Origin of the sequence: Citrobacter amalonaticus Y19, from assembly GCF_000981805.1 — a bacterium.
GTDB lineage: Bacteria > Pseudomonadota > Gammaproteobacteria > Enterobacterales > Enterobacteriaceae > Citrobacter_A > Citrobacter_A amalonaticus_C.
In genome coordinates this window covers 3,113,239-3,138,910 of record NZ_CP011132.1, presented here as the reverse complement: position 1 = coordinate 3,138,910, position 25,672 = coordinate 3,113,239, and the positions used below count along the sequence as shown (strand labels likewise).

Below are 25,672 nucleotides of genomic sequence, written 5' to 3'. Positions count from 1 at the left end.
CCTGGTTTTGTGTTTTGTCAGAGGTTGAGGGAAACGGCCTGATGTGCAGGCCGTGTGATAGTTATACCGGTGTCGCCACATATCGGGTGCCAAAGCTCGTCCAGCGAGGAATGATGGCAAATATGATGGCTATCAGCAGGCATGACAGATTAAACAGCACATACGGCGCGTAATCCATCGTCGCCACACCGAGGGTTTTCGCCATAAACATCCCCGATATTGTCCACGGAAACAACCCTTCCAGCAGCGTGGCGCCGGACTCCATGGCGCGTGACATGTTGACCATATGGAGATTTTTCTCCTTATAGCAGGGGTCATACATGCTCTTGACGATAAAGAAACTGATTACCGCATTGCCGGTGCAGGCCACCAGAACCGAACTGGTCAGCATAGTCGCGAGGAGGGTTCGGGTGATGGTATTAAGCTTTTTCACCAGGCTTCTGAGAATGACCGCCAGCGCCCCCGACACGTCCAGTGCCGAGGCGAACATAAACGCGCACAGCATCACCACTATCGGGCCGGTCATCGAGTACATGCCGCCCCGGTTGAGCAGTACGTTGATGTTTCGACTCGTCGCCTCATCCAGCGCCATCCCGTGCAGGCCGGGTAGCATGTCTGATTTAAAACCGTTGATGGCCGCGCTGATGATATCGGTGAGCGTGATTTCCTGAAACAGTACCGCTAGCACGATGCCGGACAGCGCCGAGGCAACCAACACAATCACCGAGTCCCATTTTTTGATGGCCCCGACAAACACCAGCAACGCAGGACAAAGCAGCAGCGGGTTCAGCCAGAACAACTGCGACAACGCTGATTTCATTACCGCAATGGCCGCCATCTGTTCGCCGGTGCCGCCGTGAAGGTGACTGCCCAGGGCGTAAAATCCGCAGCAGGCAACCGCAAAAGCTGGCAGCGCGGTATAGAGCATATTGCGGATGCTCTGGTACAGGTCGGCTCCGGCAGCAATGGCGGCCATGTTGGTCGTATCGGAGAGCGGTGAGAGTTTGTCGCCGAAATAGGCCCCTGATATCACCGCTCCCGCGGTCACCGGCAGTGATACGTCCATCGCCGAGGCAACAGCCATAAGCGCCACGCCGATGGTGCCCGCCGTTCCCCATGAGGTGCCGGTAAACGTGGAGATGCAGACGGTGACCAGAAACGCTGTCAGGTACAGGTATGCCGGATTGATGGCGGCCAGCCCGTAATTGACCATCAGTGGAATAGTGCCGGAGACCATCCAGCAACCAATCAGCATTCCGATGGACAACAGGATCAAAATGGCAGGCACCGCATCCTTGATTTTCCCGATCAGCGATGTCATCACTTCGCTCCAGCTTCCGCCGTAGTAACGGGCGTAGGAACAGGTGACGGCAGTGATGCAGAGCAGCGTGAACTCGACCGGGTAGTTCAGCAGGCCAATACCGATGGCAAAGATAAAGAATATCACCGCCAGCAGGCAGAGAGCGGAACCGAATGACGGTTCTTTCCTGGCATCCATCATTTATCTCCTTTAGACATATCCGCGATGGCGGCGAAGGCGGCGTCCAGGTCGGCAATCAGCAGAGCCGGGCTTTCCTGGCCTACGGACAGGCGTATCAGGCCGGAGGCGATGTTGTCGGCAGCGAGCGCAGGCTCGTTGTAGCCCCGGTTGGGGGAGATAATCAGACTTTCGTACCCACCCCAGCTACAGCCGACCTTAAATACCCGACAGGCGTCGATAAACCGTTTCACCGTTTCGAAATTTCCGCCGCGAATTTCAAAGGCGAAGAGACCGGAGAAACCGTACATCTGCCTGCGGATAATGGACTGCTGCGCCGGGGTTACCAGGCTGGGATGGCGGATATTTTCCACTTCCGGGCGGGTTTTCAGGTACTCAATCACCTGTAGGGTATTGTCCTGATGGCGAGGCATCCGCACCGGCAGCGTACGCAGCCCACGTAACAGCAACCAGGCGGCGAACGGCGACAGTACCGCGCCCAGCAACTGGTGGGAGAAGTCACGGATGGCGGCCATACGCTCGTGGGAGGTAATCACCGCCCCGGCAATTAAATCGCTATGACCGCCGAGATATTTGGTGCAGGAGTGAATGACGATATCGAAGCCGAGCGTCAATGGCTTCTGGAACAGTGGCGTGGCCCAGGTGTTATCGATAACGGTGGTAATGTTATGCGCCCTGGCAAGCGCGGCAATGGCTGCCAGGTCGACAATGTTCATCGTCATGGTGCCGGGCGATTCGGTGTAAATCATCCGGGTGGCGGGAGTGATTTTGCGGGCGATACTTTCCAGCGTTCCATCAAGCACAATATCGTATTTCACGCCGAATTTTTCCGCCATCTGGCGGACTAATGCCTGAGTCGGGCCATAGACGTTGTTGACCAGAATGATGTGATCACCGTGGTTGAGGTTCGCCATCAACACCGCGCTGATGGCGCCCATTCCCGAAGCAAAGCAGCGGCAGGCCTCGCCGCGTTCAAGCTTTGCCAGCTTATCTTCCACCATCTGTACCGTCGGATTTAACCCGCGCGAATAAATATAGCGCTCGGCTTCATGTTGCATGTCATCGCAGTAGGCCTGGTAGTTTTTCTGCACAAACAGGCTGGTCTGGATAATTGGCGCGCTGACTGCACCAAAGTAGCGTTCATGGGGTTCATCCAGCCCGGAACAGGCCAGATTATCGTCAGTGGCAACATCATCGTTTTTGAGAAACATGTTACTGATTTCCATCGTTAATTCCCTTATGTGTGATGCATGGCAGGCTGGACGATGCGAAGGCGGGGCCGCAGGCGTCGTTGAGCCTGTTAATTTTTGGGTCTTATGAAACGGTGAAACGCTTAAACCGTTATTGGCTTTAGCGCGCGGGGCGTGGTGGCCCGGTTTTTACGGTGAGCGTGAAAGGGATAAGACAGGCAGCAGGGCCGATTTTCAGCGGATGTCCTCCTGCTGCCGTCGAAAGGACGGGCATAGGTAATTCAACAGGCATAAACAACTCTCCATGTCAGGTGTCGCGGTAATGCGTTCTGTCACTCACGGCGCGGGGCGTGATGCGCCGGAGTGACGATGCCGGTTTGACCGCATCATGATGGGGTGTTTGGTTCTTAAAAACTGTTATTTAGTTCATGTAAATTCAAGTATCCATTGAATTAGTATGGTTAAACTTGAAGATTGACCTGACAGGGAGAGCGATAATTCTGGTTTCTGAACAGAGGCTGGGCCAAAGCCGTGATGGGTAAGCGATTAAAAATTTCCAGAATAAATGCAGGCCTGAAACAAGCGGAGCTCGGCGTGCGCGCCGGGCTGGATGAAGAGTCGGCTAGTGCGCGTATAAGTTCATATGAGAACGAAGTCCATGCGCCCGATTTTCGGCTGGTGCGCAAGATAGCGGCGGTGCTCGATGTGCCGGAGGCCTATTTTTATGCGGTGGAGGATGACCTGGCTGAGTTGATTTTACGCTACCATCGGTACAGGAAGCTCCACCGTACAGTGGAGTAGGTGATTGCAGGGCTGCTTAGAGTCGATGGGGTTGCCTTGCGACGCTTTTCTGATGTTTGGCGGCGTTGATTTCCGTATCGGTTAATGGTTTGGTTTTTCTTGCCATGGGGAGTCTCCATGCGTTTAGGCCCAACGAAAACAATAGAGCATTTCGTTGGGCCTATCAATGGGCCTAAAAGGTTCGGATTTAATTAGTTAGCATCAGACTTCGCGGGACAAAATGAAGGCACAAAAAAGCCCGCAGGGCTTGCGCCGTGCGGGCTCTTAGGACTTCATCGGATGACTCTGGTAATCACCGATGGAGAATTTTGGTGCTGGCGGCAACATTGGCACCGGAGCTGATGGGGATTAAAAACCAGCCCGCGATGATAAAAAATCGCGCGCTTGACCGTTCGATGGTATATCTCCGTGAACCCCTTTCCGTCTGGCTGGCCGCAGGAAATGAAATTAATTATTCCGCACAGGACAGCGATATTTTAACGGCCATCGGATTCAGGCCTGATGCGGCCTCGCGGGATGATAATCGCCAGAAATTCACCCCGGCACAGAACCTGATTTACACCCGCCGACGTGCAGAACTGGCCGCACGGTAGCACGCAAAAAAATCCCCGAAAATTCCGCTATTTTTCCCGAAAAAAGCCATGCATCCATAAGGTGCATGGTTTTGCATGCAAATTCCCGTATTTTATTTCCCCCGCCACGCCAGTACCGGCGCGGCCTGAGCCTGTTCATGCACCTGCATAAAAACTGCCCTATAAAGCGGGCAGGCGTGGCGGGGAGAGCATTGCGCGCCATCTATTTCATTAAAAATCAATAAGAGTTATCTTTTAAGTCACGATTGGGGGGCTACAGCATAGGATGTGTTATGGATGCTTTACAGACTGCGTTAGAGAAGTTGTTAAGGGATGATGGCGATACGATTTATAGCTACTTTCATGAAATTAAATCAGATTATTTGATTGAGGGAACTTCTGCATCCTGCCACTTTCATTGTATCAATTTAGATGGAAATGGACGCCCCAAAATCAATGCACTTATTCAATTTCTAGTTGGGAAAGTGATCGACTACTCAATTCCTCGTAAAAAGATAAATGAGGCGATGCAATATCAGCGTGATACAGGATCAACCCTTAAAATTACTAAATTATTTATGCAGGCTATGGGATTGTTTACCAGCCTTTCAAATAGTGGTGAGGGTGGGGAGTTAATACTGTTCTTATTTGCGGAGAAATTCCTAAAACTCCCACAAATAATTTGCAAAATGAACCTTAAAACAAATCCAGAAATGCATTACCACGGTGCAGACGGCGTACATATAGGCGTTGACAATCAGAGCCAGAAATTGTGTTTGTATTGGGGGGAGTCAAAGTTATATTCTGATTTAACTCAGGCGATTTATAAATGCATGAAGAGCATATCTCCTTTGATTACTAGTTCATTTGGTAGTGGCAGTGCGGAGGAAAGAGATATTCAACTACTCAGCGACTTTATGAATGTTGATGATCCTAAACTAGAAATTGCCTTAAAAAAATTCTTGGATCCTGATGAGCCTGAATTTAATAAATTAGAATATCGAGGGATTTGTTTGGTAGGTTTTGATATTGATGATTATCCATCTGAACCCAATAAGTTGAATATTAATGGATTGGCTGATTCGTTTAGCAGCAAGATTGATACTTGGAGAGATAGCATAAAAAAAGAATAGTTGAGGAAAATATTCATGGGATATCATTACATGTGTTTTTAATTCCGTTTCCATCAGTAGATAGTTTTAGAAAGGCATTGGTTGCCTCTCTGGTAGGAGAGTGACATGAGTATGAAAGATCTACCTAATTGGTTAGTTCGTAATAAAGGTTTTATCAAGAAATTAGAGAAACTAACTATCGCATCAGTAGTTGGACAATTCCCTTCTGTTAGGGCATCTCATGAAAATGATATTTCTGATTTGGATATCAGCTATCTATTGACCTGCGGAAGTATTTTATCACAATCAAATGATGAACTCTGCCAAGATTCGGCCTTGAGGATTTCTCAATATTGTTTAATTAACTCTGTTAATGTGCAGAGAAAAGATAGTGCCGCATTGATTTTAGATACTTTGGCAAATAATGCTACAGTAGAGCTAGCAGTAGAAAAAGGATTTCTGAGCGAGGGGTTTGAGAAAAGGCTACCTATAGCTGGTCAGCTTGAAGCCATGAAGCGAAAAATTGAACATACAATAGAGATTGGAAATGATAAGTTTATTTATGCAAACAAATTTCAATCTGAATTTTGGGATAGTGCTCAACAAAACGAATGGATAAGTGTCTCTGCTCCAACATCAGTTGGTAAATCCTTCATTTTAGAATCATGGGTGGAGGACTATATTTTCAAAAGAGATAAAAGTTTAATTGTTTATCTGGTACCTACGAGAGCATTAATTAGTGAGGTGTTTGAGTCTATCGTAACACAACTTGACCCATATAGAACCGGAGTGATTAATATACAAACCTTGCCTCTTAGAACTGCTTATGACAACTCTAAGACAAATGTTTTCATATTCACTCAAGAAAGGCTTAATATATTTTATAACTCTCTGAATGAAAAGCCGATAGTAGATCTTTTAATAATAGATGAAGCTCATAAAATTGGTGATTCTCTCCGAGGTATATTCTTGCAGTATGTATTGGAAATGACATGTGCAAGGAATAGACATATTAAAGTTATTTTCGCTAGCCCTTTTACTTCCAACCCTGAACTATTGTTATCAGATGCACCATATAAAGGAAAAACAAGCGTTATAAAAAGTAGCTATGTTACTGTTAACCAAAATTTAATTTGGGTGGAACAACGCCCAAATACGCCTAAAAAATGGCGGATGTACTTTTTTTTCAGAGGCGAACGGCAATTTATAGGGGATTTTGATTTAGAAAATACGCCGTCTTCGGACAGTAAAAGATTGTCCTTTGTCGCACTTACGCTGGGAAGACATGCTTCAGGTAATGTAGTTTATGTAAACGGCGCTGCTGATGCTGAAAAAACGGCTAAACAAATTGCAGATGGTTTGAATTATGATACTGAGGATGAAGATGTTTTAAACTTGATTGAGTTAAGCGAGAAAGTTATTCATGAACGATTTGCGCTTAATGTTACTTTGAGGAAAGGGGTTGCATTTCATTATGGGAATATGCCATTAATAATAAAGACTGAGGTCGAGAGGTTATTTAGTAAAGGGAAAATAAAATATTTAATTTGTACTTCCACTCTAGTAGAAGGTGTAAATTTGGCCTGTAAAAATATTTTTATTCGCGGGCCTAAAAAAGGTAGTGGAAAACCTATGCAAGAGGATGACTTTTGGAATTTGGCCGGTAGGGCTGGACGATGGGGGAAAGAATTTCAAGGAAATGTGATTTGTGTTGACACTAATAATGAAAGAATATGGAATGGTACTCCTCCAATTAGTAAGAAAAATATTAAAATAATTCGTGCGACAGACTCACTGCATGACGAGGTTAATTCTATTTACGAATACATTGACTCACCTCATCATTATGGAATGACACGAGCAAACCCAAAATTGCAGGGGTTACTTAGTTATTTATGTATTTCACATTATCTTCATGATGGGCTGGTTTTTAATCCTTACATTGAAAAGTATAATTTAGAAAACTTAGACGAATTGGATGCTAAAATTACTGAAGTATTGGATTTATTGAGTTTCCCTCTTGAGGTGGTAACTCGTAATCCAGGCATTAGCCCAATATTAATGCAAAGTTTGTGGAATAGGTTTTGTGACTGTGATAAAGATAATTTAGAAAACCTACTCTTAGCTGACCCGTCAAGCGATGATGCTTTATCCTCATATGTCGCAGCATTTACACGTATATCTGACACGATGAGCATCGAGTTAGGATATAATTCTAAAGGTGCATTTGTTCTTGCCCTACTGGTCATTAAATGGATGAGGGGATATCCGCTAGCAAGATTGATATCTGAAAGAATAGATTATTTTAAAAAGAAAAAGAAAGAATACAAAGAACCTTCTGTAATAAGAAACGTTATGGAGGATGTAGAGCGAGTTGCTAGGTATCAAGCCCCGAAATTACTTTCTTGCTATAATGATCTATTAAGGTATTTTTATATTTCTGAAGGTCGGGCAGACCTTGTCGAATACATTGATGATGTAGGGGTTTTTTTAGAACTTGGAGTAAGTATAAAGACGCAAATATCTCTGATTAGCTTAGGTTTCTCACGAACGTCAGCCGTTATGATATCTGAGTATATTACAAGTGATAATTTAGATGAGCTATCTTGTATGCAATGGATTAATGAAAATAGCAGTCTACTTGATGATTTACCTGCATTAGTAAAAATGGAAATTTACTCAATCGTTAATGGGATTGAATTATAAATAATGGAGGGGTAACCCTCCATTATTGTTTTACAAATAAACCCCACCAATGTATTAGATCTCTTCTTTGCACCAGATATGTTGAGCGATTATAAGCTCTTCGTACTTCATTTTTATCAGTATGAGCTAAAGCTGCTTCAATTACATCAGGATTGAAATTAGCTTCATTCATAGCAGTACTAGCAATTGATCTCAGGCCATGAGCTACTAATCTGCCACCATATCCAATACGTTTCAAAGCGGCATTGGCTGTTTGGCTATTCATTGCTTTTTTTGGATCATTTCTACTGGGAAAAACATGTTCACGATGAGCACTGATAGGCTTCATAACTTCCAAAATATCTAAAGCCTGAGGTGATAAAGGAACTATGTGTTCCCGCTTAGCCTTCATCCGTTCGGCTGGAATCGTCCAGAGCTTTTCCTCGAGATCAATCTCTTTCCATCGAGCACCGGAAGCCTCAGAAGGGCGCACTAGGGTCAGGAGCTGCCATTCAATAAGACAGCGAGTCGGAACAGACAGATTCGACATGACCAAGGAACGCATCAGTTTCGGCAGTTCTTCTGGTCGTAGCGTGGGCATATTTTGCTTTTTGGGTTTCTCAAATGCCATTCCAACACCTGATGCCGGGTTAGCATCAATCAGACCTGTGTTAACCGCATAAATCATTATTTCATTAATGCGCTGTACCAGGCGGCGAACTGTCTCCAGTGCCCCTCGTGCTTTGATTGGATCAAGTGCTTCAACAATCGTTCTGGCCTTTATCTCCTGAACAGGTATCTCACCAATAGCAGGGAACACGTCTTTATCCAAAGAACGCCAGATGTCTTTTGCATAATCTTCTGTGACACTTCTGCTTTTCATCTGGAACCAGTTAGCGGCCACAGTTGAGAAAATGCTGTCTAATTCAATCTGGCGTTGTTCTGACGCTTGTTCTTGCTGCTGTTGTGGATCCTTCCCCTGCGCGAGCGTAGCTAAATGTTGGTCGCGTATTTGGCGAGCTGCTGCGAGCGTAAGGGCAGGGTATGAACCGAGACTCAGATTGGTGCGGCTATTACTTACAGGACGCTGGTATCGGAAGAGCCAGAGTTTTTTTCCAGATGTTTTGACGAGTAAGAACAGGCCGTCACCATCATGGAGAGTGAAGTCTTTTTCTCGGGGCTTAGCTTTAAGGATCTCGTTATTAGTGAGGGGGCGTGTAATGCGCGCCATGTTTGGATCCCTTTCATAATTGGTACACGTTTAATGGACCACAGTATAGCGTGTACCTAAACGTGTACCAATTTTCTCTGGATTTAGCCGGATGTTCTCGGACAACGACAGACACAAAAAAGCCCACAGGGCTTGTGCCATGCGGGCTTTCTGTACTTCACCGGACGTATCCGGATCATGATTTGGTGGAGCTGGCGGGAGTTGAACCCGCGTCCGAAATTCCTACATCCTCGGTACTACATGCTTAGTCAGTCTTTACATTCGCCTGGCACCTGCGGACAGACACGCCACTACCAGACTAGCCTGATTAGTTTTAACGCTTCAACCCCAGGCAGGGCCTCCACGCGATCTCTTTTGGGTTTGACCTCTCTTTGATCCCCGTCTTAAGAGCGGAAGCTAGGGAGAGAGGGCTCAGAGCAGGTTATTAAGCTGCTAAAGCGTAGTTTTCGTCGTTTGCGACTATTTTTTGCGGCTTTTTACGAGGCCAACCGCCCCTCGGCATGCACCTTGGGTTTCGCAAATCCCGTCGAATCCAGAATCAGCCCCAATGTGTTAAGACAAGTATAACAGACTTGTGACAGCCCTTTCCAGCCCAATCCTCAAGGATTTACCGCTCGCGCAGCGCTTCTCGCGCCCGATTGAACGGTTTGATTAAATAGTCGACGATGGTTTTTTCACCTGTTTTTATATCCACTGTCGCAATCATGCCCGGTACGATGGAAAAACGGCGTCCCAGCTTGTTTTGCAGATAGTCCTGATGGGTGCGGATGAAGACGCGGTAGTAGAAGATTTCCGGCTTCACCTTGTCCTGAATGGTATCCGGCGAGATGGTTTCAACCACGCCTTCCAGACCACCGTAGATGGCGTAATCGTAGGCGGTGATTTTGACCAGCGCGCGCTGACCGGGGTGGATAAAGGCGATATCGCGCGGCGACAAGCGCGTCTCAATCAGCAGATGATCGTCAACTGGCACGATCTCCATCATCTCGCCGTTTGGCGGGATCACGCCGCCGATGGTCGTGACCTGAATGTTTTTCACAATACCGCGAACTGGAGAGCGAATGGTCAGGCGGGTCACTGAATCTTCGCGTCCCTTAATGATGGCCGAGAGCATGGCCACTTCGGCGTTGGCTTTGGACAGCGCCTCGCGCGCCTGGACGTAATATTGCGAACGCAAATCCGTAAGCTTCAGGCCGATGTCGCTTTTTTGCCGCTGTAAACGCAGCACCTCAACGTGGCTGGCGGCTCCGCTTTTTGCCAGTCGTTCGGTGATCGCCAGCTCTTTATTCACCAACGTCAGCGCCTCTTTGAGCTCAGATTGCGCATCGGCGAGTTGCGCGCGGCGACTGGTATAGAGTCGCGTTTCCGAGGCGAGCAGATCCGGCCAGGCGTTCAGCTCGTCAGAAAAGACCAGCGGCTTGTCGCTCACCTCCGCCGTCAGGCGCTGACTGGAGGCCAGCGACGCACGATAGCGGGCCGCGCTCTCGCCAACGTTAGACTCCGAGCGCGTGGGATCCATCCGCGCCAATACCTGTCCCGCCTGGACCTGATCGCCCTCATGCACCATCAGTTCGGCGAGGATCCCTCCGTCGAGCGACTGTAATACCTGCTCGCGTGAACTGGGGATCACCTTGCCGGTGCCGGTCGAAACCTCATCAAGAATGCCGAACCACGCCCACACTGCGAGGAGCAGACACAAGATACCGGTGAGCCAGATGATGCGGCTGGCACCCGAAAATTCGCGCTCGCGGCTGTCGTCGAGCGCGTCCAGAGGGGCCTCAGGCTGACTGGTTTTCATTTTTCCACTCCCGCGTGTTGGCCTGCGCGGCCATTCGACTTTGCCCCAGCGCCTGCGCTTTCGGCGCGTCCATCACCAGTTGCCCCTCTTTGAGCACCACCACCCGTTCGACCAGCTCAAGTACCGGTACGCGGTGGGTGGCGACCACCAGAGTGCGATTGCCAAGCCACTGTCCCAGCCGTTGAATAAACTCGCGTTCGGAATGCTCATCCAGCGAGGCGGTGGGCTCGTCCAGCAGGACGATATTGGGTGCGCGCAGCAGCATGCGGGCGAGCATGATGGACTGCCGCTGACCGCCGGATAGCCCGTTGCCGCCTTCCATAATCGGGTGATCGAGACCTTTCGGCAGCCGTTTCACGAAATTGGCTGCGCCGCAAATTTCCAGCACGGTAAAAATCTCGTCGTCGCTGGCATGTGGGGCGCCCAGCGTCAGGTTTTCACGCAAGGTGCCGAAAAACAGGCGCGCATTCTGGCTGAGAAGACCGACATTACGGCGTAAATCGGCCATATCGATGTGCGTCAGGCTGAGGTTATCAAGACGCGCGTCGCCCTCGACCAGTTCCACACCGCCTGCCAGCGCTTGTAACAGCGTTGATTTGCCCGCACCGTTGCGCCCGAGCACCGCGATGCGTTCACCGGCGGCAATCTCCAGCCGGTTAATGCGCAGCGGCACTCGCTGGTCTTCACTGTGATAGCGAAACTGCGCGTTCTCGAACAGATAGTGGCCGTGAAAGATCTCCTGATGCACCAGCGTTTCGTCGCGCTGGGTCTCGGTGGGGAGTTCCATAATGCTGTCCAGCCCCTTTTTGGCGGCTTTCACCTGCTGCCAGCGCGCCAGTACGCCGCACAGATTGCCCATTGGCGCGATCATTCTCGAACCGAGCATCGAGGCCGCTACCACCGAACCGGTTGTCAGGGTGCCTTCAATCACCAGCGGGGCGCCAAACATCACCATCGCGGCATAAACCAGTCCCTGGACGGTGACACCCCAGTTGATCAATCCCTGCGACAACTCGCGGGTGCGCAGCCCGGACTCGGCGGTGATGCGGATATAACTGTTCCACTGCTGCAGAAACCGGTTCTCCGCCTGCATCAGCTTGATATCCTCCAGCCCCTGAACGCTTTCGACCAGCACGGCGTTACGCAACGTGGCTTCGTGCGCCGACTGATTCGCCAGCTCCGCGAGCTTTTTTTGCAGCAGCAAACCGGGAAGGATCATCAGCAGCGCGGCGACCGGAGCGATCCACGCCAGCGGCGGGGCGATGATCGCCAGCACCACGATGAACAGGAAAAAGAAGGGCAGATCCACAATGGTGGAGATGGTCGAGGAGGTCACCATCTCGCGAATCTGCTCCAGCTCGCGTAGTTGCGAAATAAAGCTGCCGGTAGAACGCGGGATCGCGCTGTTGCGCAGGCGCAGCGCGTGGCTGAATACGCGATCCGACACCCGCATATCGGCACGTTTACCCAACAGATCCATAACGTGACCGCGGGCGAGTCGCAGCAGAAAACCGAACAGCATGGCTATCAATACACCAGCGGCGAGCACGTACAGCGACGGCCACGACTGCGCGGGGATCACCCGGTCATACACCTGCATCGAGAAGATGATCCCGGAAAGCGACAGGATGTTGATCAGCAGCGCCGCCAGCATCACCGGGCCATAGGGGCGCAGATCTTTCAGCACCAGACTTTTCAGCCAGTCGGGTTTGAAACGTGAGATGTAGGCGTCCACCCGGCGGTCTTTCACGGCGGAAAGGGGGCGGAAGGCGATGATGAAACGGATCGTCGGCAGCAGATCGCGCAGAGAAACCCGGTTGCGCTGCAGTTCGCCGTTGATAAAACAGACGTCAAGCTGGTCTTCGCCATCAAACTGTTCTACCAGCACCAGTTCACCGTCCTGGAGCTGGATCACCACCGGCAGACGCCAGCGGGTGAGCGATTGTTCCGTGGGGGCCAGCGGCTCAAATGAGAGTCCGGCCTGGCGGGCCAGTTGACTGAGCGCCTGCGGCATTGGTTTATCTTTGAACCACGGGGCGCTTGCCTGTAACGCGCCGGGAGAACAGGCAATACGATAATGGGCGGCGATATGGCTCATCGCCCGCGCCCAGTTAGCCAGCGCCGGTGCGGTGATGCGTTCGTCGCCAGGGATGTCGGCGTGGGTCATGGCTGGATCTCCACTGACTGGATCGTGCGGTTTTCCAGACCAAAGGCCTGGCGCATCTGACCGGTGTTGTACAGACAGTTAAGCTGCAGTTGATGCAACTGACTCTCCGTCTGTAGCTGTGCGAAGCGCGCCTGATAGACCTCCTGCTCGGCGTTAAGCACGTCGAGAAGCGGTCGGGAGCCGAGGTCGAGATACTGCTGTTGATACAGTTCGCGCGTCCGCTCGCTCAACGTCTCCTGACGCTTCTGGATCTGTAACGAGGTCGCCAGGTTCATCGCTTCACTGCGATCCGCAAGCAGCTTCTTGCGCACGTCCAGCCGGGTACGCTGGATTGCCGACTGGGCGGATTCCACCGCGTGGCTGGCGGCGTTGCGACGGGCGGTTAAGCCTCCGCCCTGATAAATGGGCATCTCTACTTTCACCCACGCCGAATACTGGGTGCGATCAACGGACTCATGCCCGGCGTAGTTATCGTTGAGATAGCGCCGCACCTCCGGCTCCAGCGAAACCGTCGGCGTCATTTGCGCGTTGGCGTAGTCGAGGTTGGCCTGGGCGATGTTAGCCTGCGCCCAGGCGGCGAGCACGGAAGGCACCAGCTTGTCGTCTGGCTTTGCCAGTTCGCAACTGCGACTCAGCTTTTGCGGGAACTCGTTACTGATGGCGTTGAGGTTTTTCCAGCCCAGCCAGGTCATGAGCGTCGACTGCGAGCTTTCAAGGTTGGCCTGATATTGCACGAGCTGGGAGCGCGCGCCTTCGATACGCGCATCGGTTTGCACCACGTCCGATAGCGAGCTGGCGCCTTCGTCGTTGCGCTGATTCGCCAGCCTGCCAATGGCGCTCAGGGCATCCAGTTGCTCTTTTGCCACCGCCACCATCTGTTGCCAGGTCTGCACCTGCACGATAGCGGTCGCCGTTTCATGACTGACCGTATCAATGCTCACCAGCACGTTGGCCTGTTCCTGCGCCACACCGGCATTTTCTGCCCGCACCTGGCTTGCGACTTTGCCAAAGTCATAGAGCATTTGCGACAGTGACAGCACCAGCGATGGGCTAAATCCGCTGTCGGAATAGCTGTTGGTATAACCGTTGTTCATCCCGGCGTTAACCTGCGGATAGTATTTGGCTTTTGCGACATCGACCTGCTGGATTTGGGCGTACAGTTTGCCGACCACTTCCGCGATCGACGGATGCCAGCTGACGGCGCGATTGACCGCCTGAGAGAGGGTCAGTTCGCCGGGGGCGGCGCTGTCGCCGCTCAGCGGCATCGGGCCATCAAGCGCGGGTAGTTCCTGTTGTTCAACCCACTGTTGCGGGGCGATGCGGGGCGTCTCCCCGGCCGCGATAGCGGGGACAGCGCACAGGTTTCCCACCAGCCACCAGAATGTAAGCGGTCGTTTTCCCATCTTTCTTCCCTAATTGAACGTGTTTTTTTTGCCCCGGGCGAACGTGCGCCCGGGGTCGTTGTGTGGTCGTTCTGGCGGCCTTTATCAGGTCACAATGTGGTTTTGTTCGATAAGCTCCGTCAGCGTGGTTTGTACATTCTCCAGGGTCACCAGTTGTGTGGCGTGATAAGTACTGCCTGTTCCGTCACGGTCGATAGAGATGATGGTGTTGCTGCCGCTGGTGCTGACGCTGAGATAGTTGCCAAGCGTCGCGGTTTGTCCGTTCCAGCCCACCAGCAAATCGCCGATATCAATCTTGTCGCCCTGCGCCAGCGAGAAGTTTTTCCAGGTGTCCGCGCCGTTACCGCCCGTGGCATCACTGGCGTTGAGCAGGGTGTAGATCAGCGTGTCGCCATACACCGATCCCACCAGCACGTCGCTTTGCGAGGTACTGGTCACCTGCGGCGCGATATCCACCGTCAGCGTGGCGGTGTCGGTATGACCGTGGGTGTCATTGAGCGTGTAGGTAAAGGTCTCCTTCGCCGTGATGGAAGAGAGCGCCACGCCGTTGTTCAGCGTGTAGGTATACGAACCGTCAGCGCGGATTTGCAGCGAACCGTAGTGACCCTGAATGGTGGTGGTGGCGCTGGAGTAAGGATCCAGCGTGGCGGTACTGCCGTTAAAGCCGGTGATGGTCAGGCGCGTATCGACGGTGTTCAACTGATCCATCGCCCCGGCGGAGTCGCTGCCGTCAAAAATATTGCCAGTGACGGTATGCGTGCCGGAGGTTTCGAAGTTATCCAGATCGACCGTCGTGCCGGTGATTTTCGGCGTAATGGTTGCCGCGCCTGCCAGCGTGTTATTGCCGGTGAAGTTCAGGGTATAGGTGCCGCCATCCAGTTCCAGCCCGCTCAGATTGACGGTCACGGTGGCGCCGCCCAGCGTGATGTTGGCGACCGGCACCGTGCCGGAGCGAATGATCACGCCGTTTTCCACTATCGACCAGTTGATGGTCAGGTTGCCCAGCGTGACCAGCGTCGAGACATCAAAGACGATGGACGCGCCTTTCAGAATGGTGCCTGCCGCGACGTCAAAAGTGCCGCTGCCGCTCCCGGTCCTGCCGAGTAACCCCCAACTGGCGCTGCCGACGGTGGAATCGAGATAGCTCGTGGTGTCTTGTACCGCTGCGGCCAGCAGGGTATCGCTGACATCGTTCACGGCATCCAGCGGACGAGCGGTCGGCTGGATGTTGAGCGAGGCGGTATCGGTATCCCCGTTTGGTGCTTTTACCGTGTAGATGAAGCTGTCCGGCGTTTTGGTGCCGTCCGCGCCCACGCCGCTTTTCAGGGTGTAGGTGTAGTTACCTTTGGCATCGATGGTCAACGTGCCGTAAGTCCCCACAATGGTCGTTGTGCCGGTTGCGGCAATCGCCACGCCGTTCACTTGTGTCACCAGCGTACCGACGGGCGCGATGTCATCGCTCAGCACATTGCCCTGGGTGGTGGTGGTCAGGCTGTCAACGCTGTAAACATGGTCCTCAAGCACGTTAAGGGTGTAACCGGTGAGCGCCGTAATGCCAAACGCCGGATTCAGCAGGAACAGGTATTCGCCGCCCGGCAGGTTCAGCGTCAGCTTGCCGGACTGACCGCCCAGCAGCGGCGCGTTCAGCCAGTTTTTCTCCACTCGCCACTGTTCAAACTGCTGGGTGACGTCGTTGAAGCGATAGATGTACAGATCGAAGCTGGATGCCACCGCCACGCCGCCAATGGAGGATTGCAGCGTCATGGTGCGCGTTGAACCCTGCTCAACGTCGAAAATGATCGGGTTGCTCAGTTTGTCCAGTACGCCCAGATCCAGCACGTTGCCCAGACTGACGTTCACCACCGTAAAGCCGCCCTGCGAGGACGTCCCGTTGTTGATGGCCTCCACATGGGTGTCGTAGGGCAGGGTGGCGACGTTATCCACGGCGGTCACGCTGCTGGCCGGCGTGTCATTGCCCAGAGTAATCACCAGCTTCGCCGAGGCGCTGTTGCCGCCGCCGTTGATGGTGTAGGTGAAGCTCTCCGTGCGTCCAATGACCGACGCCGGACTGTTCGGGTTCAGCGCGTAACTGTAGGTGCCGTCCTGATTAATCGTCAGTGTGCCGTAGATGCCCTGAATGACGTTACTGCCGGCACCCAACGTAAAGCTTTGTCCATTGGCGTTGGTGACGGTGGTGACGACGGTATCCAGTGGGGCGCTGTCGTTATTCAGTACGTTGCCGGTCTGCGGCGTGGTCGTGGTGATAGTACCGGCGCTGGTCTCTTCGACGCTGACGTTCAGTGCGGTATAAGAGCCGGTCGCCAGCAGCGCCGTGTTATAGGTCAGCACCCGATAAGTGCCGCCCTCCAGTCCGGACACGTTCACCGTGACGCCGCTACTGCCGAGCGTCAGCAGATTAGCAAACTGCGCTTGCGCGGTGTCGATGACGGTGGTCCACGAATTGGTTGCGGCGTCATATTTCTGGATCGCCACTTCCTGCGTATTCAGCAACGAGAGTACGACGCCGGTGGTGCTGGCGTCGATCACCAGATTTGCACTGCCGCCGTTCTGAATAGTGAATTCAACGGCTGCCGTATCATTACCCAACACGTTCGCCACGTTGCCCAGCGCGCCAACCAGCAGCAGACCATAGTCGCTGAGTTGCTCGGTGGTGACGGTGGCATTAGAGGTTAACTCCAGATTCTCCACGTTATCGCTGGCTGAGATGGGTAGCGTTGGCGCGGTGACCTGCGTCGGAGTCGAGGCGTTGCCGACGGCGTCCGTGGCGCTGACGCTGATGTTCTCGCCGCTGGTCTGCTTGCGATCAAAGGTATAGGTGTAATTGCCGCTGCTGTTGGCGGTGGTGGTGACCGTTAACCCCGTGCTGAGGGTAATGGTTACTGTGCTGCCCGCTTCGGCAGTGCCGCTGATGCTGGCGCCGTCACCACTGATGGTGCCAGTTGGCGCGACCGTGACCGTATCCACCGTGACGGTATAGCCTGATGACAGCGTACTGGTGCCATTGGTATTGGTGGCCGTGGCGGTGAGGACGTGCGTCCCGTCGGTGATATTGGCCTGCGGGGTCAGCGACCAGTTGCCCTGCGCATCTACGCTGGCGCTACCAATGGAGACGCCGTCGCTGTACACCGTGATGGTGGAGAACGGCTGGCCCGTCCCGTTTAACAGCGGTCTGGCGTCATTGGTGGCCTGACCGTTAGCCACCAGTCCGGTTATCGACCCCACATCGTCCGTCAGCGTGGCGATTACCGGTGCGCCCGGCAGGCCACTGAATGGCGCAATAACGCTGCCGGATGTCCCGGTGTTACCCGCTTTATCCTGGGCGACCACCTGCAACGTTTCCCCACCGACCTGCGCCGGATTAATCAGAATGTTAAAGCTGCCGGTAGTCCCGTCCGCAACGCCGGTTCCCAGTACCGTACCGTTGCTGCTGGTGATGGTGACGGTGCTGCCAGCCTCTGCCGTCCCGGTGACGTGGCTGCCGTTGGTGATCACTGCCAGGTTGGTCGGCGTGCCGGGCGGAGTGGTATCCACCACGATGGTCGATGCCGCCGACGAGGCGCTGACGTTGCCCGCCGCGTCGGTGGCTTTGGCGGTAAAGGTATGTGAACCCTCCGCCAGTGCGCTAGTGGGGGTAAAGCTCCACGCGCCGTTGGCATCGGCCTGAATGGGCGTTGGCGTGAGTAACGTCGCGCCGTCATAGATATTGATGAATGCCCCAGGTTCACTGGTTCCCCGCAGCTCAGGCAGGGTGTCGTTCGTGCTTTGTCCGCTGCCGACGGGACCGGTGATATTGCTGACATCATCAAGGATGGTGGCGATCACCGGCGCGTTTGGCGCCAGCGTATCCACTGTGACGGCAAAGCTGGCAGCCGGACCAACGTTGCCCGCCGCGTCGGTCGCCGTCACCGCAAGGGTATGCGCGCCATTGGTTAAAGCGGTTGTTGGCGTGAAGGTCCAGTTGCCGTCCGTACCGACGACGAGGCTGCCAATGACCGTGCCGTTGTCGGTAAAGGTCAGCGTGGTGCCTGGCTCTGCCGTGCCGTTAAGCGTGGGTCGGGTGTCGTTAGTGCTCTGGTTGGGCGACAGATTACCGGTCTGCGGCGCGCTGTCATCGACCACGGAGGTAATCACCGGTGCCAGCGGCGCGGCGGTATCCACCGTGACGGCGAAGCTGGCCGAAGGACCGACGTTACCGGCAGCATCCGTCGCGGTAAAAGTCAGTGGATGATTCCCCTGGCCCAGATCGCTGGTGGGCGTATAGGTCCAGGTTCCGTTCGCCTCGACCGTCACGGTGGCGAGGGGAACGCCGTTGTCCGCGATGTTGACTGTGGTTCCCGGCTCACCGGTACCGGTGAAGGTGGGACGCGCGTCGTTGGTGGTTTGACCGCTGGTCAGACTGCCGGTGACCGGGCCAACGTCATCCTGCACATTGCTGATTACTGGTGCGCCAGGCGAAACGGTATCGACCGTCAACGCAAAATTCGCTGACGCCGGTCCGGTATTGCCCGCGCTGTCGGTGGCGGTGACTCTAAGCGAGTGGGCCCCCTGGGAAAGCCCGTCTGGTCGGTAGCTCCAGCTCCCGCCTTCGGTCACGGTGGCGGTACCCAGTAGCACGTTGCCATCGTAGACGTTAATGGTGCTACCGGGTTCGCCGGTGCCGGTAATGACTGGTCGAGTATCGTTCGTGCTTTGCCCGCTGGTGAGATCGCCGGTTCCTGGCGTCACGTTATCGGTGACGCTGACGATGGCGGGAGCCGTAGGGGCAACCGTATCGACCACCACGGTAAAGGCGGCGCCAGGGCTGACGTTACCGGCGGCGTCCGTAGCGGTCACGTTGAACGTGTGCGATCCGTTGCCCAGCGCGGTCGCGGGTGTAAAGGTCCACGCGCCTGTACCGTCGGCCTGCACGGTGCCCAACAGCGTGGTGCCGTCAAAAATGCTGACGGTGCTGTTGGCTTCGGCGGTTCCGGTAAGCGTTGGCCGCGTGTCGTTGGTACTTTGTCCGTTGCTCAGCGAACCGCTATTGGGGGCGACGTCATCGGTGACGGAACTGATGACAGGAGCCGATGGCGCCTGCGTGTCCACGGTCAGGGAGAACGCGGCTGACGGGCCTTCGTTGCCTGCTGCATCCGTCGCCGTGACGGTCAGATTGTGCGGGCCGCTGCCTAACGGGTTATCCGGGGAGAGCGACCAGCTTCCGTCGGTGCCCGCCACCACGCTGCCCACGGCGAGTCCGCCGTCATACAGCGTAACGGTGGATCCCGGCTCCGCCGTTCCCTGGAAGGTGGGCTGAGTATCATTGGTGCTTTGCCCGTTCGCCAGAGCGCCGGTTGCCGGACTGGTGTCATCGGTGACGCTTTGAATCACGGGAACCCGTGGCGCGGTGGTATCGACGTTCACCGTCCAGGCGGCAGAAGGCGCGCTGACGTTACCCATCGCATCGGTGGCGGTGACGGTTATCGCGTGTGAGCCGGTCGCCAGCGTCGGCGCGGTGAAGCTCCAGCTACCGTTGGTGACCAGCGCGGTGCCAATTTTTACCCCATTGTCGTAGACGGTAATCGTACTGCCTTCTTCACCGCTGCCGCTAAAGTCGGGCGTGGTATCGTTGGTGCTGCCGCCGTTACCGATGACGCCTGTCTGCGGTTCGCTGTCATCCGTGGCGCTGGCAATGGTTGGCGCCACTGGTGGCGTGGTGTCCACCACCACCACAAACGGCTGCGACGCGATACTGGTATTTCCCGCCGCGTCGGTGGCGGTGATAGTGAGATTGTGGCTGCCTTCCCCCAGGCCTGTGGGAGGCGTAAAACTCCACGCGCCGTTGACCACCTGCACCTGGCCGATGGGCGTATCGCCATCGTAAATCGTGATGGTTTCACCGTTGGTGCCACTGCCACCCAGAGTGGGGCGAGTATCGTTGGTTGTCTGTCCGCTGGTCAGCGTTCCCGTTCCGGGGGCGACATCATCCGTCACGCTACCAATTACCGGTTGTGCCGGTGGGGTGAGATCGACGGTGATGTTAACCACAGCGGACGTTTTGCTGCCATCCGCGCTATCGACCACCTGGAAGGTGTGTGGGCCTTCGCCCAGCGCATCGGGGGATGTCCAGTCCCAGTTCCAGCTGCCGTTCCCGTCAACCGGAACGTCCGATGCGACAAGGGTGCCATCGACCAGAATATCGACGGTAGAGTTCGGTGTGGAAAAACCGTGCAGGCCCGGTTGCGTATCGTCGGTGGTTTGCCCACTCTTCAGATCCCCCTGAACGCTACCCGTATCATCGACGATGGCGCTGATGACCGGTAACCCGGTGCCGGAACCCGTAAAGTTCGTTGGATCGCTGTTGTTACCGGCGGCATCCTCCGCCGTGGCGGTCAGCGTATTGAGGCCCGTCTGCGCTGGCGTGACCTGAATCTGGAACGTGCCGTCCGTCGCCACGCCCGACCCAATGACATTGCCGGCGGTGTCGCGGATCGTCACCGTGCTACCGGTTTCCGCCGTGCCGCTGACCGTTGCGCCATCGGCAGAGATCGTCACATCCTCCGGAGCCGCCGGTTTCGTCAGGTCGACGTTTAGCGAAATGGAGGCGGAAGGGCCGCTGACGTTCCCCGCCGGATCGGTGGCCGTTGCCGTCAGCGTGTAATTGCCTTCGGTGAGCGGTGAGTCCGGGACGATCGTCCAGTTTCCGTCGGAATCGACTTCGGCGGTGCCGATAACCGTGACGCCATTCGACAGGGTGATGGTACTGCCAGGTTCGCCGGTACCGCTAATAGGCAACTCGGGCTGGTTGGTCACTGCCGGACTGCCCAGCGAGGTGATAAACGGCGCGTCGGGCGCCTGAGTATCAATGGTGATGCCAATCGCATCCGATGGTTGACTGGTGTTGCCTGCGGCATCTTTTGCCGTCACGGTAAAGTTATAGCTGCCTTCGACCAGTTCGCTACCCGGGGTGAAACTCCAGATGCCATCAATGACTTCGGCGGTGCCAATCGGCACGCCGTTATTCAGAATGGTGACAATGCTGCCCGTATCGCCCGTCCCACTCAGGGTTGGGGTGGTGTCGTTGGTCTGCCCGCCATCGCTCAACGGCCCGCCGTCATCGTTAACCGTCAGCGTCGGCGTGCCAGGGGCTTCTGTGTCAACGCGCACGATACGTTCCGGCGAGGTGCTGCTGTTACCGGCAGGATCGGTCGCGGTCACCTGGATGGTATGGTCGCCCTGCGACAACGGGCCCGTCGGTTGAAAACTCCAGTTTCCGGAATTGTCGATAACCAACGGTGACTGTTCGACGCCGTCAAGGGTAATGGTGATGGTGTCGCCTGGCGTACCGCTTCCGCTCAGGATCGGTCGCGTATCATCGGTGTACTGACCGTTATCGAGTATGCCGGTCTGGCTGCCGACGTTGTCGGTGACGATCAGGTTGGGTTCGGCGGGTGGGGTGGTATCCACCAGAATACCGACTGGCGCGGAAGGTTCACTGACATTGCCCGCCGGATCGGTACTGGTAAGGGTAAAGACATGATTGCCTTCATCGAGGGCGTCCGACGTGTAGCGCCAGGCACCGTCAGTCACCGTGACGGTGGTGACCAGCGTGCCATTGTCGTAAATGCTGATGACATCGCCATCTGTTCCCGTGCCGCTCAGCACGGGCTGGGTTTCCTGGGTCGCCTGGCCGTCGGTCAGTGGGTCATTGGCGCTATCTATCAGCGTCAGCGTGGGGGCATCGGGCGCGGTGGTATCCACCGTAATGGTAATGGGCGTGGATTTATCGCTGGTGTTGCCCAGAGGATCGCTGGCGGTGACGCTCAGCGTGTGGTCGCCTTCGCCCAGCGCGGGACTCGGGGTAAAGTTCCAGCTACCGTTTTCATCGACTTCCGTTGTGCCAATGACCGCCGTGCCGTCATATACCGTAATGGTGTCTCCGGCGGTGCCGCTGCCGCTTAATACTGGCTGCGTAGCGTCGGTTACGTCGTTGTCCGCCAGTTCACCCACGTTGCTGCCAGTGTTATCCGTCAGGGTGACGACCGGAATAACAGGCGGTGTGGTATCGACCGTAATGGTGATGGGAGCAGACGGCGTGCTGGTATGGTTTGCGGCATCGGTCGCGGTGACGGTGAAAGTATGGTCGCCGTCGCCCAGCACCTGTGTGGTGAGCGTCCAGTTGCCGTTGCTGTCTACGGTGGCCGTTCCCGCCAGCGGGGTATTTCCGTCCAGAATGGTGATGGTGGCACCGGGTTCGCCGGTTCCGCTGAAGGTCAGTTGATTGTCATCGGTGAGTTGTCCATCGCCCAGATTGCCTTTCTGTGCGCCGATATCATCAACAATTGAACTGACGACGGGGGCATCCGGTGCGGTGATATCCGGCGCCACGACCTCGTACGGCAGGCTGGTATTGCTCGCGGCGTCCGTGGCGGTGACGCTCAGCATTTCACCGTTGGCCTGCGGTGGGTCAAGCGTGATAACCAACGTGCCGTTCTCCGGGACCGGACCGGATTGCGCCAGCGTATTGCCGTCACTGTCTTTAACCGTAATCGTACTGCCGGGTTCGGCGGTGGTGGTCAGGGTGGTGCCGTCCTGCGAAATGACCGCCGTGGGGGGCGGCGGTGCCGTGGTATCCGGTGCGGTGACGTTGGCTGGCGTACTGTTCTGATTCGCCGGATCGGTTACCGTGGCGGTCAGCGTTTCGCCGTTAGTTTGCGGCGTATCCAGTGTGACGGTGAAATTCCCCTCATCGTTGGTTTGACCGCTGCCGATTGGGTTGCCGTCCGGATCGCGAATCGTTACCGTGCTGCCGGGTTCCGCTGTCCCCGTCACGGTAGTGCCATCATCCGAAACATCCAGGTTTCCAGCCGGCTGGGGAGGGGTGGTATCCGGGGCGAGGGTGGTCGCCGGGGGACTGGTCAGATTCGCCGGATCCTTGACGATGGCGGTTAAGATTTCACCGTTAGTTTGCGGCGGGGCCAGCGTGACGGTAAATGAGCCGTCGGGTTGAACCCGCTCAGACCCCAGCGGGGTATTGTCGCTGCCGTAAATCGTCACCGTCGTGCCGGGTTCGGCGGTACCGGTCACCGTTGTCCCATCTTCAGACACCTCCAGATTGCCTGCGGCCTGCGGCGGTGTGGTATCCGGCGCTGTCGCCTGGCCGGGCGAACTGTCATTTCCCGCCTTATCCGTGGCGGTCGCGGTCAGAATCTCCCCGTTTACCCGTGCCGGATTGAGCGGGAAGCTGAATTTTCCTTCACTATCGGCGGTCGTGGTGCCGAGTGTGGCGCCGCTGGCGTCTGTAATCGTGATTTTGCTCCCGGCCTCGGCGCTGCCGGTGAGCACAGTACCGTTTTGCGTGACGAGCAGATCGTCGGGGGCTGCCGGTGGGGTGATATCCACGGTGACCGCGAATTCTACCGCGTTGCCGCTGACGCCGTCCTCTGTGGTCTGCGTCGCGGTGTAGTTGTGCAATCCTTCAGACACACCGCTCAGCGCGAATGACCACGTGCCGTCGTCGGCGCTCGCCGTCCCGATAGCGATACCATTTTCATAAATGGTCACCTCCGCGCCAGGCAGTGCGGTCCCTGTGAGGGTGGGGGTGGTATCCTTCGTAAACTGACCGCTGCCTAACGTCACGGCGGTGGGTTGCGTATCATCAATGATGCCGGTAATGGCCGGGGCATCAGGGAAACCTGAGTCGGAACCGAGGAAGGAGGCTTCATCGCCTTCGTTGCCCGCCGCGTCAGAAATGTCGGCATAGAGCTGTTCGGAATCGGTTTGTGCCGAATTGAGACGAACGGTAAACCGACCCGTGTCATCGACCTGAATGGAGGCAAGAATATGATGTTGATTGTCGAAAATCGTGACGACGCAACCGGCTTCTGCAAGGCCTGATACCCAGAGCCCATCCTCAGAAACCGTTAACCCGGAGACCTCATCCGGGGCAACGGTATCGACGGTAAAGGTGAAATCGCCGGAGACGGCGCTGGTGCTACCGTTTTCGTCTGTGGCGGTCGCGGTCAGCACATGTTCACCGTCAGAAAGGGGCGCGTCGGGTTGATAGTGCCAGTTACCCTGCCCGTCGACGACGACGGTTCCCATTACCTGTCCGTTGTCATAGAGGGTGATGAGGGAGCCTGCTTCACCGGTACCAGAAATCATCGGCTGGCTGTCGTTGGTGGTCTGGTTCACCTGAATGGTGCCGGTGATGCCGGGAACGGCATCCACTGCGCCGATAATCGTGGGAGCAGTCGGCGGCGTGGGATCCTCTCCTCCCGGAGGATTTGTGCCGTTATCGCCGCCGCCGTTGTCTCCGCCACCGTTATTTCCTCCGCCATCCCCCGGTGTGCCGCCGTTGCCTGAACCATCGCCAGGATTGCTGTTGTCGTTATCATGATGGCTACTGCCGCCACCCGAGGATGCGATAGCCGCGATCCCACCCGCAGCAACCGCGCCACCCAGCACCCACGGCCAGATAGCTCCGCCTTCGTGAGATTCACCGGCGGTGACAAGCAGATCGTCAATGGTTGAAATTTGTTCAAAATGCAGGCCGTTTTCCGGGTTTTCCACCCACCACAGCGCCCCGTGACTGTCTTCCAGCACCAACTGGCTGGCTCCCTGGTCATTCGCCACATAGAAATTTTTAACGGTCAGTTTTTCACCTGAAGTAAAGGTGATCACCAGATCCTGATTCACGCGAGCCAGTTGACTGATGTCGCTACGCTCTGCGGATAATTTCACAATGGAAGGGGCATTAAGTGTGACTTCAGAGGCTTCGACATTGGTGGAAACGCCCGTCAACTTGGATATAACGGCGAGAAGACGCATATGTTTACTCCTGATGGCTTGCTCTGTGCATGAATTCGTTAAATTCACCGGACAGGGAAAATGTACAGATGAGCGATCCCGTCCATCATGTCGATGAATTCTCGCCGGTGATTTCTATGCTGTGGTCGTGCCGATGATGGTTTCTGTTGCGCTGAATAACCCTTTGTTTTTTTGATTCGCTGGTACTTTCGTATTAGATGATATAGTCAGAAAGAACCTATTCTGCAAATTAACGTATATTTGTGATTGGTTTAGCGGGAGTGAAATATATACGGTTTTGCACCGCCTGGCGAAGTGGAGTGGCACGATATAAAAAGAGGGGGTGACTTATTTTGATGTATTAAAAGGAGTTTTTTGATTTTCGTAAGCCAGGTGGATAATTGATTTC

Annotated in this window: 10 protein-coding genes, 1 other RNA gene and 1 pseudogene; 4 read left to right on the top strand and 8 right to left on the bottom strand. The window is 54.8% G+C overall.

The window, feature by feature from the left end:
• Nucleotides 1–61: 61 nt before the first annotated feature.
• Nucleotides 62–1,501, bottom strand: a complete 1,440-nt coding sequence (gene nhaC / locus F384_RS14410) for a Na+/H+ antiporter NhaC (protein ID WP_046485455.1) — start codon at nt 1,499–1,501, stop codon at nt 62–64.
• On the bottom strand, nt 1,498–2,724 hold the full coding sequence (locus F384_RS14405; RefSeq protein ID WP_052746931.1) for a trans-sulfuration enzyme family protein: 1,227 nt from the start codon (nt 2,722–2,724) through the stop codon (nt 1,498–1,500). Before F384_RS14405 ends, nhaC begins: the two co-directional genes overlap by 4 nt.
• Before the next feature lie 498 nt (nt 2,725–3,222).
• Between F384_RS14405 and F384_RS14400 the strand changes: the two genes are divergently transcribed.
• From F384_RS14400 to F384_RS14385, 4 genes and pseudogenes are all read left to right on the top strand, one after another.
• On the top strand, nt 3,223–3,489 hold the full coding sequence (locus tag F384_RS14400; protein WP_071162392.1) for a helix-turn-helix domain-containing protein: 267 nt from the start codon (nt 3,223–3,225) through the stop codon (nt 3,487–3,489).
• A 314-nt stretch (nt 3,490–3,803) separates the two neighbouring features.
• Nucleotides 3,804–4,082: pseudogene (locus F384_RS14395) on the top strand (phage polarity suppression protein); the annotation flags it as partial.
• Nucleotides 4,083–4,354: 272 nt separating this feature from the next.
• Nucleotides 4,355–5,194: a DUF1837 domain-containing protein gene (locus F384_RS14390; protein WP_226991594.1), complete on the top strand. Its 840-nt coding sequence runs from the start codon at nt 4,355–4,357 to the stop codon at nt 5,192–5,194.
• 105 nt (nt 5,195–5,299) lie between these two features.
• Complete coding sequence (locus tag F384_RS14385; protein ID WP_046485451.1) at nt 5,300–7,879, top strand: DEAD/DEAH box helicase; 2,580 nt, start codon at nt 5,300–5,302, stop codon at nt 7,877–7,879.
• A gap of 22 nt (nt 7,880–7,901) precedes the next feature.
• Here F384_RS14385 and F384_RS14380 read toward each other — a convergent pair whose 3' ends face one another.
• From F384_RS14380 to F384_RS14360, 6 genes are all read right to left on the bottom strand, one after another.
• The gene (locus tag F384_RS14380; protein WP_046485449.1) at nt 7,902–9,089 is read right to left on the bottom strand and encodes an integrase domain-containing protein; all 1,188 of its coding nucleotides are present in this window, start codon (nt 9,087–9,089) and stop codon (nt 7,902–7,904) included.
• A gap of 183 nt (nt 9,090–9,272) precedes the next feature.
• Nucleotides 9,273–9,635, bottom strand: a transfer-messenger RNA (tmRNA) gene (gene ssrA / locus F384_RS28260).
• A 61-nt stretch (nt 9,636–9,696) separates the two neighbouring features.
• A complete protein-coding gene (locus F384_RS14375) occupies nt 9,697–10,887 on the bottom strand; it encodes an HlyD family efflux transporter periplasmic adaptor subunit (RefSeq protein WP_046485447.1) in 1,191 nt (396 codons plus the stop codon).
• Nucleotides 10,868–13,054 carry a type I secretion system permease/ATPase gene (locus F384_RS14370; protein ID WP_046485445.1) on the bottom strand — a complete coding sequence of 729 codons (2,187 nt, stop codon included), beginning with the start codon at nt 13,052–13,054 and terminating at the stop codon, nt 10,868–10,870. Before F384_RS14370 ends, F384_RS14375 begins: the two co-directional genes overlap by 20 nt.
• On the bottom strand, nt 13,051–14,457 hold the full coding sequence (locus F384_RS14365) for a TolC family outer membrane protein (protein WP_046485444.1): 1,407 nt from the start codon (nt 14,455–14,457) through the stop codon (nt 13,051–13,053). The genes F384_RS14370 and F384_RS14365 overlap by 4 nt, the downstream gene beginning before the upstream one ends.
• 84 nt (nt 14,458–14,541) lie before the next feature.
• A complete protein-coding gene (locus F384_RS14360; RefSeq protein ID WP_046485441.1) occupies nt 14,542–25,284 on the bottom strand; it encodes a BapA/Bap/LapF family large adhesin in 10,743 nt (3,580 codons plus the stop codon).
• Nucleotides 25,285–25,672: the final 388 nt, after the last annotated feature.

Coding starts and splice junctions, on each gene's coding strand:
- nhaC (WP_046485455.1), bottom strand. CDS start 1,501: ATGATGGATGCCAGGAAAGAACCGTCATTCGGTTCCGCTCTCTGCCTG.
- F384_RS14405 (WP_052746931.1), bottom strand. CDS start 2,724: ATGGAAATCAGTAACATGTTTCTCAAAAACGATGATGTTGCCACTGAC.
- F384_RS14400 (WP_071162392.1), top strand. CDS start 3,223: ATGGGTAAGCGATTAAAAATTTCCAGAATAAATGCAGGCCTGAAACAA.
- F384_RS14390 (WP_226991594.1), top strand. CDS start 4,355: ATGGATGCTTTACAGACTGCGTTAGAGAAGTTGTTAAGGGATGATGGC.
- F384_RS14385 (WP_046485451.1), top strand. CDS start 5,300: ATGAGTATGAAAGATCTACCTAATTGGTTAGTTCGTAATAAAGGTTTT.
- F384_RS14380 (WP_046485449.1), bottom strand. CDS start 9,089: ATGGCGCGCATTACACGCCCCCTCACTAATAACGAGATCCTTAAAGCT.
- F384_RS14375 (WP_046485447.1), bottom strand. CDS start 10,887: ATGAAAACCAGTCAGCCTGAGGCCCCTCTGGACGCGCTCGACGACAGC.
- F384_RS14370 (WP_046485445.1), bottom strand. CDS start 13,054: ATGACCCACGCCGACATCCCTGGCGACGAACGCATCACCGCACCGGCG.
- F384_RS14365 (WP_046485444.1), bottom strand. CDS start 14,457: ATGGGAAAACGACCGCTTACATTCTGGTGGCTGGTGGGAAACCTGTGC.
- F384_RS14360 (WP_046485441.1), bottom strand. CDS start 25,284: ATGCGTCTTCTCGCCGTTATATCCAAGTTGACGGGCGTTTCCACCAAT.